Here is a 17,294-nt window from a genome sequence, read left to right on the forward strand (position 1 = left end):
TAGCTACCGTCGTCAGGCTGCTACCGAGCGCTTGAACAATTCTCTATCATCCTAATCGCTCTATTTTTTTGTTTCTATTCGCAAGCGATCTGTACTTGTCGTTTCGATCTGAACTTCCTTTTCGCGTCAACTACCCGACAATAATCTGTCACGACACGCAAAACACTTGACATTTAATACACGAACCACAGTTCTGGCAACTCACTTGTCGTCGGTTTGCCCCTAATGCTCCAGAACAAAATCCTGCTCTTAGATGTTTGGTTACAGGCTAAACAATTCCTACGAGAGTTCTATCACCTGTGTGGCTCATTCTCACTTGTCAAACTACTGTTTGAACTTGTAACTCACGGTCAAACCTTTAATTTCCCAAAGTTATTTGAGTATGCCGTCTTTCCACGGCTCATCTAGGATTGCTATAGATAAACGCTTCTGAGGTTTGCGGCAAGATTTCACAATCTTTACTCAATCGCCTGCACCAATTAAACCAGCCAAAAGTGCGTTCTACTTTCCATCGTTGAGGAATAGGCACGAAGCCTTTGACAGGATTTTTGCGCAGCGCTGGCTCAATAATCCAACGATGAGTATCCATCACGAAGTGCATGAAATCTTGTCCTTGGTAGCCACCATCGACCCAGATGAGTACCAGCCGATGCACCCACTGTCGCACTTGTTCAAGTCGTGCGAAAACAAGTTTGGCTCCTGCTCGTTCGGGGACGCTGGCGGCGGTTACCACCACTACCAGCACCAACCCCAACGTATCCACTAATAAATGACGCTTGCGTCCCTTCACTTGTTTAGCCGCGTCGTAACCGACCTCAAGGGCAACAGGAGTCGCTGTCTTTACCGATTGGCTATCTAAAATAGCAGCGCTGGGAGAAGCGTCTCGATCTTCGCTCACTCGCACCCATTGATAGAGTTTATGGTTGATGCGTTCCCAAGTGCCGTCAATGCGCCAAGCCCGGAAGTAGTGGTAAACCGTTTGCCAGCAGGGAAAGTCCGATGGCAACATCCGCGCCCGCACAACCAGCACAGAGGATGTAAAGAATGGCATTGACCACCGCTTGCATATTGACATTACGAGGACGACCGCCAGCTTTTGCTACCGGAATCAGACTTGCTAGAAGTTCCCATTGGTCTGGAGTCAAGTTACTCGGATACGATAAACTCATAGCTCTCAAAACCTGTCAGATAATTTGCTATTGACAGGCTATCGTTTCGAGGGCTTTCTTACTTCTCAAACATCCTCTTAGTTCTGATTGATTCGGATAGACATTAAGCGCTGGGTTTCTATATCAAAGCTCCATCCACTGGCGTAATAAATTGGCATGGCTTTTAGAAATTAGATCGAATGCAGGGGTTTTGCCGGAAGCCTCAAACAACATTTGGCGGGCTGTATCTAGATCAAATAAAATCTCGCGCTGCTGAGGATCGCGCACTATACTCTGAATCCATGTCACCGCCCCTAGGCGCACACCTTTAGTAATGGCTTCCACGCGGTGCAACGTTGATGAAGGGTAGACTATAGCCGCTCCGGCAGGCAACTTAAACCCTGCCTCACCTTGGGTGCTTTCAATTATCAGTTCTCCGCCCTCATAACTAGCAGGATCGCTGAGAAATAATGTCATCGACACATCCGATCGCATCAAGGGATCGTGCATCACAGCATTATCAACGTGAGTGCCATAGGTCAGGCCGATATCATAGCGGCTAATGGTTATTGGACGAATAATGTGGGGGCGCACTGCCATTTGAAATAGAACGTGCCTCTGTAAAGCCACATTGATGATATCTCGAACGATCTCAAGGGCGGTTGACCCTTGGGGAAGCTGGCTATTATTTTTGACCAAGCGAGCGTGCCAGCCAGCCGTAGCTTTGCCATCAATGAACTTTGCCGTTTCTAATTTAGCGATCGCAGTTTCTAGCTCTGTAGAAGTGAGAATATTGTCAATATACAGAATCATGGCGATACGTTAAATCGGGGGAATAGGTTGCCACCTTAACAGCCGGAGCAGTTTAGAGTGGCATCGTCTATGATTGTCCAGTTGAGCCGAATCTATTAGTAAGCTTTCAACCCTGCTAACGAGCCAATTTTGACCATTCTTCAGGTAGCACGTTGGCAACGATTTCAAACTTACCCTTGCCATCTGGCTTCACAATATAGGCAACGCCTTGAGGCCCTGGATAAATTCCCGTTGCCGCATCAAATAAGTCATCATGACGTACAACGACTACGTTGGTCCCATTAGCAGGCATGGTAGTAAGGAATGGCATCACCGCAGTCCGCATCTGAGCTTTCTGCGCCTCAGTATAATCTTCAGATGGTGGAAAGTTTAGAGATGCTCTCTTTTCAAAGCGACCAAACGCTATATCTGCTGTCTGCCAGGCACGACAATACTCGCTGGAGAAAACTTGACCCACGGGAATCTTCAACGTTTGAAATGCCTGACCAATCGTCCGTGACTGCTGCCAGCCAACTTCACTTAGCATCCGTTGAGTAGAACAATCTCCCATTTTTGCTGAGACTTGATCGGCGTAATCTTTTTCAGTTTGGGCGTGTCTGAAGTAAATAACATAGCCACCATTTCGCAAGGCCTTTAACAGTTGCGTGCCACTAAGTTTATCCTTGAAAGTTGGTCCCTGCTTCACCACCTTCACCACCTTGGACTATCTTCAGGACTGGTGAGCGATCGGGCATCAGAGCCGGAATCTCAGTATTGGCAAGTATTTCCCTGCCCTGAGACTGCTTCTGCGGCACGCTCCGGTGCAACGATCGCCACTCCTGCGGCATCGGAAAGAACATAAGCGCCTACCCTTACCCGGAGTTTTACCTTTCCTAAGTTCATAATTTACCTCAACCACACTAATAATTAACTAAGACCAGAGAACTGCCTGCTTGCTCGGACTATCGATTCAGCACCATTGAGTCAAGATTTGACGTGCAACAAAATGCTCTTTCGAGCGCGAATGCTCAATTAACAATAAATTTTTGCATTAAAGAGCCAGCATATTTTGATCCAAAAATCAAAATAATTAAATGACGGCGACTCCAAGCCATCTCTTTTCCTCGCAAAATGATTTGGTACGATTAGTTTAGGTTATCGGAAAATTGTTGTCAATAATTCTCAATTCAGGAGGGTGGGAGCGTGAGAATATTGCCTCCGCATCTCTCCTATCGATGTTTTGATTCTTGCCTGCGCTATTTTAATCAGTGATGTCAGATATCGCTATTAAGCAAAAAAATCTTGTAGCGGAGCAATTTCAATCCTGGCGATCGCAATTTCGTTTCAAGAATGTAATTAATAGGTGCAGCCAATCGAGATCGTAATGACTTAAATTAGCCCAAGGTCTTGCGATGATGTATTGAGCTAAATAATATTGCGGGCGTGCGTTCTTGCCTTCCACACAAATCACACACCTGTTTTATGCTGTCTACGCTCTAGCTTTTTTTGTTACTCTTTAAATTTTTGAGACTTTGGCAATCATCAAACTTTGGAACTAGGCTGACTTTTTGCTTGCTGGAGTTGTAAATTAGGCTGATGTCGCTTCTGCCAGCGACTGCGGAGCGTACCAACAATAATGTACAACACTGGAACAATAAATAAACTGAGGAAAGTAGAAACAACCATTCCACCAAACACCGCCGTACCCAAAGATCGACGCGCTCCTGCCCCCGCACCATCAGCTATAACTAAAGGGAAAATACCAAATATAAACGATAGCGCCGTCATCAAAATAGGGCGCAAACGCTCTTGAGCCGCTTCCACTGCCGCTTTAGTGATGGAATAACCCTTGTCTCGCAATTGATTTGCAAATTCAACAATCAAAATTGAATTTTTACTAGCCAAACCAATCAGCATGACTAAACCAATTTGGCAGTAGATATCATTGGGCAAACCACGGAGCAACTGCGCCAATAATGCGCCTAAAATCGCTAACGGTACAGCCATGAGAATAATCAACGGATCGAAATAGCTTTCGTACTGAGCAGCTAAAACTAAAAATACAAATACAAAACCCAAACCAAAAATTAAAGGTGCAAGTCCACCAGACTTAATCTCTTCTAAAGACGAACCCGACCAACTATAATCCATCCCTGTAGGTAAGTTTTGTGCCGCTAACTGCTCCATTGTGGCGATCGCTTGACCGGAACTAGAACCGGGCGCAGGGGAACCAGTAATTTGCGTAGAGCGAAACAGGTTGTAATGGTTGATGATTTGAGGTCCAACTGTAGGAGTAACTTTAACTAAGTTGCTCAGAGGGATCATTTGGGGATTTTCTGGGTTTTGACTCCGCACATACAGCAAATTTATATCTTCTGGTTTAGAGCGAAATTGCTCGTCGGCTTGTACGTAAACGCGATAGGTGCGTTCAAACAAGTTAAAGTCATTTACATAAGAAGATCCTAAAAATGTTTGTAAGGTATTAAATACATCTTCCAAGGAAACTTGCAATGCTTTGGCGCGGTTGCGATCTACTTCTATAAGTAACTGCGGTGCATTGATGGCAAACGTACTATTGACGCGGACAAGTTTGCCCGTTGTATTTGCTTTGCCTACTAGCTCTTGCGTGGCTTGAGCAAGAGTTACTAAACCTGCATTGCCACGATCTTGGAGTTGAAAATCAAAGCCACCCAAACTACTACCAACTTGTACGGGTGGGGGATTAATTGGCAAAACGATCGCCCCAGGAATACTTAGAAATGGACCTGTTAATTCAGTAATAATATCTTCTACCGATCGCTCTCTTTGCGACCAAGTTTTGAGCGTAGTAAAAATTGTCCCCACATTAGCACCACCGCCGCCAAAACTAAAACTACCAACGGCGAAAGTACCCGTAACTTCTGGGACTGCTAGTAGTTTCTCTTCTACTTGTGCCATGATGTCGCTGGTGTACTCCAGGGATACACCTTCGGGGGCTTGGATGATGGTTGCAAAAAAGCCTTGATCTTCATCGGGGACAAATCCACTAGGAACGATTTGGAATAAAAAGAACGTTGCCCCCAGTAAGCCCACAAATGCCAGCATGACCCAACCTTTGAAGCGGGTAATCAGCCTCAACGAATGCGCGTAACCCCGGCGTGTTTTTTCCAGTACCCAGTTGATGCTATTGAAAAAGCGAAAAGTTGGGGGGAGTGGTCTCCCTCCCCCAACCTTTTCAAGAGAGAAGTTATTCGGCTTTGGTGTTTGCCCTAATAAAACAGCAGCCAAGGCAGGAGTAAGAGTTAAAGCATTAAAAGTAGATAAAACAATCGAAAAAGCGATCGTCAAGGCAAATTGTTGGTACAACTTCCCGGTGACTCCAGGAAAAAAGGCGACGGGGACGAAAACCGCCATTAGTACCAAAGAAGTGGCAATTACTGCCCCCGTTACTTCCGCCATCGCTTCGGAAGCTGCTTGCACGGGGTTCATGCCTTTTTCTTCAATTAGCCGGGTGATATTTTCAATAACGATAATCCCATCATCTACGACTAACCCCGTTGCCAGAATCAGACCAAACAATGTCAAGCTGTTGATGGAAAAACCAAAAACCTTGATAAAGGCAAAAGTACCGATCAAAGACACAGGAATTGTCACCGACGGAATCAAGGTACTGCGCCAGTCTTGCAAGAATAGATAAATTACTAAAACAACTAGGAGAATTGCGATCGCCAGCGTAATCAATACTTCTTTTACCGATTCTTCTACCGCTTCTGTAGTATCAAAAGCAACTTGATAGGAAAGCCCAGGGGGGAAGTTGCGCGACAATCTTTGCATTTCGGCTTTCACTTCTCGTGCTATATCCAAGGCGTTGCTACCTACAAGTTGACCGATGCCTAGTCCGACGGCTTCTTGACCGCTAAAGCGTAAAAAGCCGTTGTAACTTTGCGCACCCAATTCTGCCCGTCCCACATCTTGGAGCTTAACTAAAGTGCCATCACTACCAGTTTTAAGCACTATATTGCCAAATTCTGCGGGATCTTTGAGGCGGCTAACTGCTTGCAAGTTAATTTGATACTGTTGTCCTTTTGGCGCTGGTTGCTGACCGATTTGCCCCGCCCCTACCTGTAAATTCTGCTCTTCTAAAGCATTGACTACATCTTGAGTCGTCAAGCTGCGACTTGCCAGCCGACTTGGATCTAGCCACAGCCGCATAGCATACCGTCGTTCGCCGAAAATTTGGACATTGCCTACTCCCGGCAACCGTTTTATCGCATCGACTAAATACAAGTCGGCATAATTACTAATAAATAAGTTGTCATACTCTCCTTCTTTAGCAAATAGCCCAATTCCTAGAAGAATATTGCCGGAATCTTTAGCAACGGTGACTCCCGTTTGATTTACTGATGCTGGTAGTTGAGGAGAGGCAATCGATACGCGGTTTTGCACGTCAACGGCGGCTATATCTTTATCTCGTCCTTGCTCAAACGTAACCGTTACGGTGCTTACACCATCGCTGGTGCTGGTGGAGGTCAGATATTCCATCCCCTCAACACCGTTGATTTGCCTTTCTAGAACTGTTGTTACCGCACTTTCTACGACTTCCGCACTGGCTCCCGTATAGTTGGAAGTTACGGTAATCGTAGTGGGTGCGACATCTGGATAGTTTTCGATTGGTAGGGTTACTATACTCACTGCCCCTACCAAAATGATGATGAGAGAGCAGACAGTAGCAAAAATCGGTCGCTTGATGAAAAAATCAACAAACATAAGCAATAGGTAAGGGGTATTAGCGAGAGGAACTACTCAATCAAATTTGCGAGTATCTTCTCCTTGCTTTAAGGCTCAGGGACAATGGGTGCGCCATTAGACAGCTTTTGAATACCAGAAGTGACTACTTCTTCTCCAGCTTTCAATCCTTCAATAACTTGATAACTGTTGCCTTGAATTGCGCCTAATTTTACTGGCTGTTGCCTTGCTACCATTTGCAAGTTTTGCTTAGGTTCGGCGACAAAGACAAAATCTTGCCCAGCTACACGAGATATTGCCGTAGTTGGCACTAATACCCCTGGTCGTCTGTCCCAAATTATTCTAGCGCGGCTAAACTGCTGCGATCGCAATTGCCCATTACTATTTTCGTATAGCGATTTAACTAGCACCGATTGGGTTTCATTGTTGACGCTAGGAGAAATAAACGATATTCGACTTCTACCTATAACTTCGTTTTGAGCATTGAGCAATTCTACAGGCATTCCCACCTGCAAATCTGGCGCGCGTTCGATGGGAACTGAAATATTGACTTCTAGATTTTGATTTTCTGTCAAATTGGCTAAGTTTGTTGCAGGCGTAACTTGGTCGCCTATTTTGATGGGAATGTTGCCCACAGTGCCACTAAAGGGAGCGGTGACTCGATAATACTGGAGTTGGACTTGTTGCTCGTTGACCTCTGCTAAAGATTGCTCTAAGGTTTGTTGAGCTTGAGAAATCGCTGCTTGTTGGGCTTTAATTCGGGCATCAATTTGGGCTAAACTTGCTTGCGCCCCTCGCAACCCATCGGTATTTTCTTCTAGTTGCTGCCTAGTTACAGCACCTTGCTGGTAAAGGTTGCGATAGCGGTTGTATTGTTGCTGGTTGAAGCTCAAACTAGACAGGCTAGATTGCCTTTCTGCTTGTAAGGATGTCAGTGTAGCTCTGGCGTTTTCGATCGCTGCTCGATTAGAATTGGCGGCGGCGGACGCACTTTTGACGGCAGCTTGTTGTTCGGCACGATTTATTTGCATAATCGGCGTTCCTGCTTGCACAAATGCCCCTGGTTGAACAAAAATTTGCTCTACTCTACCGTTGATTTGGGGCTGGAGGGTTATGGATTTGCGCGACTGGATGCTGGCTACATAATCGGAGCTTTCGGAGATTGTTCCCGATTCTACCGTATCTACTCTTACTGGAATTCCTGGGGGTGGTGCGGCTTCTTGGGTTGACTTGCTATTCCACCATCGCCATCCCAAACCAATCCCACCAATTATCAAAAGCGCTGCTAAAATTCCCAGCCATTTTAGCTTTGATTTTGATGGTGTTGTTCCTATTTGACTTTGGGCTTCAGTTTCCCGCTCGGCGATCGCTATAAATTTATTTTCAATAATAATCTGCTCTGTTTTAGTTTCATCTCTATTTTTAGTAGATTCTAATTCATCCATCTTTCGTTGCCTAACAGTTGACATCTTTACAGTCACGAAATCAAGAAGCAGAGCTATTGATATATTTTGGTAAATTTTCGTTAGTTCGTATTCTAACTATAAAAACCCATGATTTTTACTATCTAGTTTATTAACTTTTAATAATCAAAAATTTACTTATTTAGGTTCTTGCTTAAATCTAATTAACGTATGCTATTTCCACATTTTATAATTTAGTTAGGCAATGTTTTAGCTTCGCCAAGAGTTAAAATATTGCTTGGTTCTAGAAATTACAGGTTAGTTAATTAAAATAGGCAAAGTTCTCACCTTTAGAACTTTGCCTGTTAGTTTTGAACTTTAGCTTTAGTAAGCTAGAGTTTCCAGAGTTTCGCGCAAATAGCTACGCACTTGATGATCTAAGCTTAGAGACTGGAGTTGATGGTCAAAGCTGTGACGTTCTACTTGCCAACGTTGAAAACCCGAGCTAGAAGCGATCGCAGATTTTAGTCGCTCCCAAATGTGGGGTGGTTCCGTTGCTTGGCGATCGGTAGCATTTAGAAAACGAGCCATATATTTTTAGTCCTCAGTTTTCGCATTTTGTAATTAATTGGGGCAAAAGTAGAAAATTAAATACTTCAATCTAATTCTCTACTTTTTCACATTCATAACCCTAGAATTATGAATGTGAAACTTACTTACTAGCCGCCGCAGCGACCATGGTCAGCGTCCGGCGCTTAGTTACCATTTGATAGGCATCAATTATGTCACCTTCTACCCAGTCGTTGAATTTATCAATGCCAATACCGCATTCGTACCCAGCATTGACTTCACGCACATCTTCCTTCATCCGCTTAAGGGAATCAAGTGCGCCCTCAAATACAACTTTACCGTTTCTATTGACGCGCACTTTGCAGTTGCGTACCAGCTTACCGGATAAAACATAACAACCAGCAACCGCGCCCCGTCCAACAGTAAATACAGCACGTACTTCCGTTTGACCGAGGGATTCTTCTACAAGCTCCGGTTCTAGCAGACCTTCCAAAGCGCCTTGGATGTCTTCTAATAGTTTGTAAATGATGTTGTATTCGCGGACATCAACGCCCGCCTCATCTGCCGCTTGTCTAGCGCCACTAGCAAGAGTAGTATTAAAGCCAACAATTACCGCGTTACTAGCTGCCGCTAAATCGATATCTGTCTCAGTAATTTCTCCAGGAGCCGCTAAGAGCAAGCGAATTTGAACTTCGTTTTGTGGCAGTTGTTTGAGGGAGCCAATAATTGCCTCTAAAGAGCCTTGGACATCGGCTTTGACAATTAAGTTGAGTTCTTTAAGTTCGCCTTCTTGAGCTTGAGCCGAAAGGGTAGTCAAAGTAGCTCGTCCTTGCATCAAGCGCGATTGCCGTTGTTTGTCGGCTCTCACTCCAGCGATCGCTCTTGCTTCTTTTTCGCTTTCAAATACGTCAAATTCATCGCCTGCCGCCGGGACTTCACTTAATCCCAATACTTCGACGGCAAAAGAGGGACTCGCCGCATCTACTCGTCTACCTCGGTCATCGACCATCGCTCGGACTTTACCGAAGGCGGAACCTGCGACTAAAACATCACCTACTCTCAATGTCCCGTTTTGCACTAACAGCGTCGCCACTGAGCCTTTAGCTTTATCTAAATGAGCTTCAATTACCGTACCTTTCGCCAAGCGATCGGGGTTAGCAGAAAGTTCTTCGACTTCTGCCACTAGCAAGATCATCTCTAATAAAGTGTCTAAATTCTCGCCTTTAATCGCACTAACGGCAGTCATGACTGTATCGCCGCCCCATTCTTCCGGTGTCAAGTTGAACTGAGTTAGTTCTTGCTTAACGCGGTCTGGTTGAGCGCCTTCTTTGTCAATTTTGTTGATTGCTACAACAATTGGCACTTTCGCCGCTTGAGCGTGGCTAATTGCTTCAATAGTTTGCGGACGTACGCCGTCGTCGGCAGCTACTACTAGCACCGCGATGTCTGTTACTCTAGCCCCTCGCGCCCGCATAGCTGTAAAAGCTTCGTGACCGGGAGTATCTAGGAAAACAATCGGCATTTTCTTGCCGTCGTGGTCTACTTCAACATGGTAAGCACCGATGTGTTGGGTAATTCCCCCAGCTTCGCCTTGAGCTACTTTAGTTTTGCGAATTGAGTCTAATAAAGTAGTTTTGCCGTGGTCTACGTGACCCATAATCGTGACGACTGGCGGACGACGCTGGAGGTAGTCTAAGTCCTCTGCTTCTACCATTTCTGTAACTTTACGAGCTTCGGCTTCTGGCGCTTGAGTTTCTACTTCTGTGCCTAATTCACTCGCCACCATCGTAATTGTTGGAATATCCAAGTTTTGGGTGATATTGACCGCCATCCCTTTGATAAACAATATTTTGACGATATCGGTATCAGGAACTGAAAGTTCTTGAGCTAGTTCTTGGACGGTCAAATTGCCTGTAACTATAATCTTTTCTGGACGTTCTTGTTTTACTTCTGGCTCATGGCGACGGCGATTGTCGCTGCGAGAGGAGTTAGCCTTTTTAGTTCTTAGGGCGGCGGCGGTAATTGTGACCGGGCTGCCTGCGGGCGAACTTACACGGGCCGACTTTTGTTTAGGTGGACGAGCAACGGAGAGGCTAACTTGTACTGGCGCATCTAGGTCGAGAGCGTCGTCTAAGTCTTCTTCGTCTTCTAGGTCGATAATTGGCTTGAGGCGCTTGAGTTTTGTTGCTGCCTTGCCCGACTTGACCGAATCTTGTCCGTCATCAATGATTTCTTCTTCTTGCCATTTTTTCGCTCCACCTTTGACTGGACGCGGTAAGCTGGGGCGTTTTAGTAGTTCTTCGGTTTCATCAATCAGCCGAACGCTATCATCGTCTTCTGAGCGGTCAATATCGTCCCCAATTACTGTCGCTTTTGGACGCATGGGTTTGGGGCTAGTTGCCTCACTCCCCCTAATTGGTCTAGGTCTATTTAGTTCTACACCTGGTTGACCTTTGGGCGTTAGCTCGGTTCTGGCTCCTACTGGGCTAGGGCTAGTGCGTCGAGTTGGTCGCTCTGGCAGTGCGTCGGTTCTAGCACCTCCCGGCATTGCCTCGATGGTGTTTTGCTGTTGATGTTTTCTTAAAACTGGTCGCTCTGGAGCGTTTGCCGACAAGTTAGCTGTTTGAGCTACTTTCGGCGTAGATGGTCTGCTCGGTGGTTCAAATTGCTTTGGTGGTGCGGCGGTACTATTATCTACAGATTCTGATAGGTCTTGGTCTGCCCCAGCTTCGGCATTCAAGCGTGCTGAGCGTGCTTGTACGGGTCGCGTTGGGGCGACGGGCGGGGTGCTAGTTCGGGGAGCGGGGGGGTTTTTGAGTTCGGATTCGGGAGAAGTAGGTTGCTGGTCTGGAGCTTCACTACTAGCAGTTTCTACTTTGGGTTTGCGAATTTCCAAAATTTGTTGTTTGTTAGGAGCAGGTTTTGGTTTAGTGACGTTGGACATTTGTAAGTTTGCCTTTGAACTAGCTGTTGATTCTTTGCGTTGGGGAGCTATACCTACGGTTTGTTTTATTTGTTTTTCTGCTGCTGTCCTAATACGTTCTGCTTCATCTTCTGAGATCGTGCTGCTGTGGCTCTTCACACTAATATCGAGCTGTTCGCAAATGGCTAGTAGCTCTTTGTTATCCAAATTCAATTCCTTTGATAAATCGTAAATTCTAACTTTGCTGTTGTTCATCCACTCTTCCTCTTTGCTTAACAGTTGTAATTGAATGGCTGCCATAGTTTTTGACAAGTGTTTCCATTCACTGAAGTCCTGGGTTATTGGTTGCGGTTCATTTTTTTGCCCGTGCCTCCAACCAAGAAAGAGAGATGTTTTCATCGTTTGCAAGGCACTCCATCAAGCTCCCTAGATTTTGTAGGGGTATAGCTTTGCTTGGGGCAACGCCTCCTGAAGTCGCTTTCATACCTGCTATTAGGCAATACTTCTCTTGAAGGGAGCCAATACTGCTTAATAGCGGCAGTAGCTTCCATGTTAGAGAACTTATGGTGTATGTATGGCTGTTATTGTTTTCTTGCACTAGCCTACTAAAAAAAATTTGCTGTCAACTTGCCTATTTAGGTTAAATTATCCCAATACCTTATCATTTTACTATTTTGGCACTAACCTATTCTGAAAGTAGTTAACATCTATTGACAAGTAATTCAGTTGGTGAGATGCCAAAATGCTTGGTGTCATTAACAAAAAATAATAGTTGTGCTTTTGGGGCTGAGTCAGTCAGGGCGTGACTATAGGCGCTGCCACAATGTGTCATAAACGCTTAGTGGTATCGGTGTACGAAGACTTCGCCCTAACCGATTTTTCTTTTGCGCCGCCTGCAAGCAGTCCGCTTGCGGGCAAAGATAAGCCGAACGCCCCATGCCTCGATCTAATTGTAACTGTCCGGAGGGGTTGACGCGGATAATTCGCCAAAATTCTTGTTTTAGCGCCACGCGGCGGCAACTAATACAACGGCGATAGTTGGGTTTCATGGATGCCCTAAGACCATAGATAAGAAAATTGTATCAATAATACTTGGTTTTGACTTGTTTAGTTATCAAGCAGTAATATCTGTGGACTCAACTTCGGCAACTTCTTGATATTGCTCGTCTTCGTCATATTCATATTCTTCCTCTTGCTCGGCTTGAGCTTGGTATTGGGCGGCTAATAGGGCAAATTTAGCGTCTTCTGCTTCGCGATCGTACTTAGCGCTGTCTTTGATGTCAATTTTCCAGCCTGTCAACCGGGCAGCTAAACGGACATTTTGACCTTCTTTGCCGATCGCTAAACTGAGTTGATCTTCAGCGACTAAGACGTGGGTTTGACGATTATCGGTATTCATTAACCGCACTTCATCCACTCTTGCGGGACTGAGGGCGTTGGAAATATAGGTAGAAGGGTCGGGAGACCAACGAATCACGTCGATTTTTTCACCGCGTAATTCATTGACGACGACTTGAATCCGCGATCCTCTAGCGCCAATACAAGCACCGACGGGATCGACATCGCGCTCTAGAGTATCGACAGCAATTTTGGTGCGGGGTCCAACATAACGCGATGGTGGGTTGGCTTCTCTTGCTACGGCGACAATGCGGACAACTTCGTCTTCTATTTCGGGGACTTCGTTATCAAAAAGATACACAACCAAACCCGCATCTGCGCGAGAAACTAATAGTTGCGGCCCTCTTTGCTGACCAGTGCTAACTTTTTTGAGAAAGACTTTGAATGTAGCATTGGCGCGATAGTTGTCGTTGGGTAATTGTTCGCGTTTGGGTAACTCGGCTTCAACTTCCGGCTGACCAAAGCCGCTATTGACTGCCATAATGACTGATTGACGTTCAAAGCGTAGCACTCTAGCTTGGAGTACCGCGCCTTCAAGATCTTGAAATTCCTCTTGAATCATCTGGCGCTGGCGATCGCGCAATTTTTGGGCTAATACTTGTTTTGTTTGCATCGCAGCCATGCGCCCAAATTCTAGTTTCTCTGGGGTAACATCTAGAATTACTTCGTTACCTAGCTGGGCTTCAGCTTCAAATTCTTGCACGTCACTGAGGGCGATTTGGTGGTCGGGATCGCTGACTTCTTCGGCGATGGTTTTGGTCGCCAAAACGCGGAAGCCGCCGTACTCGACATCAAGTTCTACTTCAAAATTGTCAAAGTATTCTTCATCAAAAGTACGTTTATCAAAGTTTTGAGCGCGGCGATAGCGTTCGTAGCCTTTAATTAAGGCTTCTCTTAAGGCTTCTTGGACGGAATGCTTGGGTAAATTTTGTTCGCGACTGATATTTTCAATCAAGTCTTTGAGTCCGGGAATACTAACCATTGACATGGGAAAACCTCATATAGGGGACAAATTTTTAGTGGTTAACGACGCTCGTTTAGTTGCACTTTAGTGACTAGAGAACGAGGAATGGCGACTTCTCGACCTTTGATATTTAGATAAATTGCCGTATCGTCTCGGCGAATCAGCAGCCCCGTCCACTCTTGTTGTCCTTTGTGGGGACTTGCGGCGCTGACAATGACAGAAAAACCTTTAAATGATATAAATTCGCGATCACTAGTTAATTCTCTGGAAATCCCAGGGCTAGATATTTCTAATACATAGGCATCGGGAATAATATTTGTCTCGTCTAAAGTTGCTTCTATTGCCCGACTCATCCGTTCGCAGTCATTTAACCCGGTATCTTGCTGGGGATTGCGAATATCTATTCTTAGTACGGGCGGGTTTTGATTAGTGTGAAAAACCACTCCAACTAATTCCAGTTGCAGTTCTGCTGCTACTGGTGTCGCCAATTCGATAATTTGGGGAACTAAGGGGTGAGCCATTTTAGGACACAAAAAAAGTGGGCAGATACCCACTTCCTGAAACACTATTTCTAAGAAGTTTTCACGAGCAATCAAGACTTGGCTGCTCGTACTTTGAGTTTATCGCATTCAGCGATTATCGGTGTAGGAGGGACTTGGCGAATTAGCCTAATTAGTAGCGAATCCGGGGATCGATGTAGGCATTGAGAATATCGATGGCAATACTCGCAAGCACTACTATTGTGGCAAAAAATACTAATATTCCTTGCACTGTAGGGTAATCCCGTAAGGAAATTGCTTCGTAAAGTCGATTTGCAAGTCCTGGCCAAGAAAAGGTAACTTCAGTTAGCACCGCTCCCCCTAGTAAAGACGCGAAGGTTAAGCCCAAAATTGTAATTACTGGAATTAGAGCATTTTTTAGGGCGTGACCTAGTAAAATTTGCCGTTCGGAGATGCCTCTAGCACGGGCAGCTTCTATATAGTCTGCGCGGAGGGTTTGCTTGAGGTTGACGCGCACAATCCGCTCAAAAATGCCGCTTAATAGTACGCCTAAAGTTAGGCTAGGCAAACACAAGTAGTATAATGCTGTAAAAAAGCTGCCTAAGTCTCCATTAAGTAAGCTATCGACAGTATAGAGTCCGGTAAAACCCACCGGAGCGACTGTTGATGGGGGAAAGCGCGAACCTAATGGAAACCACCCTAGTTGTACCGAAAAAACTAATTGTACGAGCATTCCTACCCAAAATAAAGGCAGGGCATAAGTAATAATTCCAAACAATCGCCCGCCTACATCTAACCAAGAGTTGGGACGAGAAGCGGAGATTACGCCGACTGTAATACCAACTAATAAAGCCGTCGCCATACTAAAAACTGCTAGTTCTACCGTAGCCGGGAAATATTGCTTGATAGTGTCCCAAACTAATTCGCCTTGGCTGGTAATTGAAGTTCCTAAATCTAAGCGCAGCAGGCTACCTAGGTAACGAATGTATTGCAGCCACAAGGGATCTAGTAGCCCCAATCGAAGGCGGTACTCTTGTTTGACACTTTCGGGAGCGCGGACTCCTAGCACCGCATCCACGGGGTCGCCAGGGGTCGCCCGTAGCAATAAAAATACAACGGTGGTAATTGTTAGCAGCATGAGCGGTACTAACAGCAAGCGGACAAGGATGTAATAGTGCAGGGATTTGGATCTGGACATTATTTCATCCTTTGCTCATTTGCCAGAGGGGAAGCTTCAAAATCGGGTGTATTTGCAAGCCTTGCAGTCCTTTTTGACCAAAAGCATAGTCTTTTGTTTGGACTAGAGGGACGACGGGTACGTCGGTGGCTACCAATTGCTGAATTTCGGTGATGATTTTTGTTCTAGCTTGGGGGTTTTGTTCTTGACGCTGCTGGGCAATTAGTTTGTTCATGCGATCGCTATAATAAAACGATCCTTGACTTTGACTTGCTCCTTCAGTGCAACCACTAGCTTCGCTGCCTTTGGCGCAACCTAAAAAGGGTTGAATGTAGTTGTCGGGATCGCCAAAATCTGGATACCAATCTAATAAAGCTATTTGATACAATCCTTTGCCGATATTGGCGAAAAATGTCGTTGATTCTTCTGCTTGCGGTTGAATTTGGATTATGCCTTCTAGTCTTTGGCTGGCGTATTCTCTCAACGTACTCGCAATTTGTTCTCTAGTTAAAGAGTTGGCTGGATAAAATACTTCTAACTTAAGCGGATTACTTGCGCTGTATCCGGCTTTAGCTAAAAGTTCTTTGGCTTTAGCGACATTGCCATCGCCGTACTTAGTTTGAAATATAGGTTGATAGCTATCAAAGGTACTAGGGATCATGCTGTATAGCGCTTCTGCTTGCTTTCTATACACGCGCTCGGTGATTAGTGGGCGGTCAATGGCAAAGGCTAAAGCTTGTCTAACTGCTAAGTTATCTAAGGGTTTTTGCAAAACATTCAGCATCATGTGGGTGACGACATTGCTTTTTTCTTCTAATGCTTGCCATCCCTTTTGATTTGCTTGTTGTTTGAGACTTTCAACTTGATCGGGGCTAAAAGTTTGGTAAGCAATATCGACTCCGCCTTTGAGAAAGGTATTGTACAAATTAGCTGAACTACTAAGAATTTGAATGTCAACCCCTGTATTAGATGGTTTGGGTCCCCAATACTTTGGAAAAGCGTCCATTTTGACTAATTGTGGCGAAAATTGAACTAATTTGTAAGGACCTGTACCCACAAAAATACCAGGCTTGAATTTGCCAGCGCCAAGTTCGTAAGCTTTGGGAGAAACCGCGCACATTCCCGGAAAAGCTAGTAAGGAAGGAAACGCTGCAAACGCAGTTTTGAGTTTAATTGTTAGTTCGTACTCTGCTGAGGCTGCAACCGATTGCACCACATCCGCCAACAGCGCGGCGGGTTTGCCGCCATTAGTTATAAATCGATTTAAAGAAAATGCCATAGCTTCGGCATTAAAAGGCGTGTCGTCGTGAAAAACAACTCCTTGACGGACGGGGATTGTATAAGTTAAACCATCGGGGCTAATTTTGGGTAAAGCCGTAGCTAGTTGGGGTACAAGTTCGCTCGTGCCTAGCTTGTATGTGTATAGGCGATCGCTCAAACTTGTCATTACGTTACTGCCTGCAAGTTCGTAATTATCGGCAGGATCTAGGGTACGCGGTTTTAAGGTTGTACCCACGCTCAAACGAGTGTTACTTACATTGCTGGGAGTTGTAGTAGTTTGATCTGGATTTGGGCGACTATTACAGCTAACTACAAGCAAACAACATACAGACGCTAAACCTAAAAATTTGACTATAGATATCCATTTTTTAATAGACAAGCGAAAATCAATCATGTTTTGAATTAACTACTTA

At 45.2% G+C, this 17,294-nt stretch carries 13 protein-coding genes and 1 pseudogene; 1 reads left to right on the forward strand and 13 read right to left on the reverse strand.

Translation table 11 applies throughout. From position 1 onward, the window contains the following. Positions 1-200: 200 nt before the first annotated feature. Positions 201-408 (forward strand): annotated as a pseudogene (locus tag AC2VE5_RS07140) (IS630 family transposase); the annotation flags it as partial. Here the strand turns inward: AC2VE5_RS07140 and AC2VE5_RS07145 are convergent. The 13 genes from AC2VE5_RS07145 to AC2VE5_RS07205 all read right to left on the reverse strand — a co-directional run bounded on the left by AC2VE5_RS07145 (position 401) and on the right by AC2VE5_RS07205 (position 17,275). Further along, a protein-coding gene (locus AC2VE5_RS07145) for an IS5 family transposase (protein ID WP_486887078.1) occupies positions 401-1,169 on the reverse strand; the annotation gives its coding sequence in 2 pieces (ribosomal slippage) (positions 401-1,012 and positions 1,014-1,169; 768 coding nt in all). The pseudogene AC2VE5_RS07140 and the gene AC2VE5_RS07145 sit on opposite strands and share 8 nt — an antisense overlap. Positions 1,170-1,292: 123 nt before the next feature. Further along, positions 1,293-1,961 (reverse strand): Fe2+-dependent dioxygenase, encoded by a 669-nt coding sequence (locus AC2VE5_RS07150; protein WP_486887079.1) that lies wholly within the window; start codon positions 1,959-1,961, stop codon positions 1,293-1,295. Positions 1,962-2,076: 115 nt separating this feature from the next. Further along, complete coding sequence (locus AC2VE5_RS07155) at positions 2,077-2,646, reverse strand: histidine phosphatase family protein (protein WP_486887080.1); 570 nt, start codon at positions 2,644-2,646, stop codon at positions 2,077-2,079. Further along, positions 2,618-2,800: a hypothetical protein gene (locus AC2VE5_RS07160; protein ID WP_486887081.1), complete on the reverse strand. Its 183-nt coding sequence runs from the start codon at positions 2,798-2,800 to the stop codon at positions 2,618-2,620. The genes AC2VE5_RS07155 and AC2VE5_RS07160 overlap by 29 nt, the downstream gene beginning before the upstream one ends. Positions 2,801-3,482: 682 nt before the next feature. Continuing rightward, complete coding sequence (locus tag AC2VE5_RS07165) at positions 3,483-6,686, reverse strand: efflux RND transporter permease subunit (RefSeq protein WP_486887082.1); 3,204 nt, start codon at positions 6,684-6,686, stop codon at positions 3,483-3,485. Between the two features lie 68 nt (positions 6,687-6,754). Further along, positions 6,755-8,110 carry an efflux RND transporter periplasmic adaptor subunit gene (locus AC2VE5_RS07170; protein ID WP_486887083.1) on the reverse strand — a complete coding sequence of 452 codons (1,356 nt, stop codon included), beginning with the start codon at positions 8,108-8,110 and terminating at the stop codon, positions 6,755-6,757. Between the two features lie 342 nt (positions 8,111-8,452). Further along, the gene (locus AC2VE5_RS07175; protein WP_486887084.1) at positions 8,453-8,659 is read right to left on the reverse strand and encodes a hypothetical protein; all 207 of its coding nucleotides are present in this window, start codon (positions 8,657-8,659) and stop codon (positions 8,453-8,455) included. A gap of 121 nt (positions 8,660-8,780) precedes the next feature. Further along, on the reverse strand, positions 8,781-11,816 hold the full coding sequence (gene infB, locus AC2VE5_RS07180) for a translation initiation factor IF-2 (protein WP_486887138.1): 3,036 nt from the start codon (positions 11,814-11,816) through the stop codon (positions 8,781-8,783). Between the two features lie 551 nt (positions 11,817-12,367). Continuing rightward, a complete protein-coding gene (locus AC2VE5_RS07185) occupies positions 12,368-12,610 on the reverse strand; it encodes a YlxR family protein (RefSeq protein WP_486887085.1) in 243 nt (80 codons plus the stop codon). Positions 12,611-12,675: 65 nt separating this feature from the next. Beyond that, positions 12,676-13,947 (reverse strand): transcription termination factor NusA, encoded by a 1,272-nt coding sequence (gene nusA / locus AC2VE5_RS07190; protein ID WP_486887086.1) that lies wholly within the window; start codon positions 13,945-13,947, stop codon positions 12,676-12,678. A gap of 35 nt (positions 13,948-13,982) precedes the next feature. Continuing rightward, positions 13,983-14,444, reverse strand: a complete 462-nt coding sequence (gene rimP, locus AC2VE5_RS07195) for a ribosome maturation factor RimP (RefSeq protein ID WP_486887087.1) — start codon at positions 14,442-14,444, stop codon at positions 13,983-13,985. A 151-nt stretch (positions 14,445-14,595) separates the two neighbouring features. Next, complete coding sequence (locus tag AC2VE5_RS07200; RefSeq protein WP_486887088.1) at positions 14,596-15,621, reverse strand: ABC transporter permease; 1,026 nt, start codon at positions 15,619-15,621, stop codon at positions 14,596-14,598. Between the two features lie 4 nt (positions 15,622-15,625). Further along, a complete protein-coding gene (locus AC2VE5_RS07205; RefSeq protein WP_486887089.1) occupies positions 15,626-17,275 on the reverse strand; it encodes an ABC transporter substrate-binding protein in 1,650 nt (549 codons plus the stop codon). Positions 17,276-17,294: the final 19 nt, after the last annotated feature.

It is taken from the genome of Aliterella sp. E5.1, from assembly GCF_057473825.1.

Coding starts and splice junctions, on each gene's coding strand:
- infB (WP_486887138.1), bottom strand. CDS start 11,816: ATGAACAACAGCAAAGTTAGAATTTACGATTTATCAAAGGAATTGAAT.
- AC2VE5_RS07200 (WP_486887088.1), bottom strand. CDS start 15,621: ATGTCCAGATCCAAATCCCTGCACTATTACATCCTTGTCCGCTTGCTG.
- AC2VE5_RS07170 (WP_486887083.1), bottom strand. CDS start 8,110: ATGGATGAATTAGAATCTACTAAAAATAGAGATGAAACTAAAACAGAG.
- AC2VE5_RS07205 (WP_486887089.1), bottom strand. CDS start 17,275: ATGATTGATTTTCGCTTGTCTATTAAAAAATGGATATCTATAGTCAAA.
- nusA (WP_486887086.1), bottom strand. CDS start 13,947: ATGTCAATGGTTAGTATTCCCGGACTCAAAGACTTGATTGAAAATATC.
- AC2VE5_RS07150 (WP_486887079.1), bottom strand. CDS start 1,961: ATGATTCTGTATATTGACAATATTCTCACTTCTACAGAGCTAGAAACT.
- AC2VE5_RS07165 (WP_486887082.1), bottom strand. CDS start 6,686: ATGTTTGTTGATTTTTTCATCAAGCGACCGATTTTTGCTACTGTCTGC.
- AC2VE5_RS07160 (WP_486887081.1), bottom strand. CDS start 2,800: ATGTTCTTTCCGATGCCGCAGGAGTGGCGATCGTTGCACCGGAGCGTG.
- rimP (WP_486887087.1), bottom strand. CDS start 14,444: ATGGCTCACCCCTTAGTTCCCCAAATTATCGAATTGGCGACACCAGTA.
- AC2VE5_RS07175 (WP_486887084.1), bottom strand. CDS start 8,659: ATGGCTCGTTTTCTAAATGCTACCGATCGCCAAGCAACGGAACCACCC.
- AC2VE5_RS07185 (WP_486887085.1), bottom strand. CDS start 12,610: ATGAAACCCAACTATCGCCGTTGTATTAGTTGCCGCCGCGTGGCGCTA.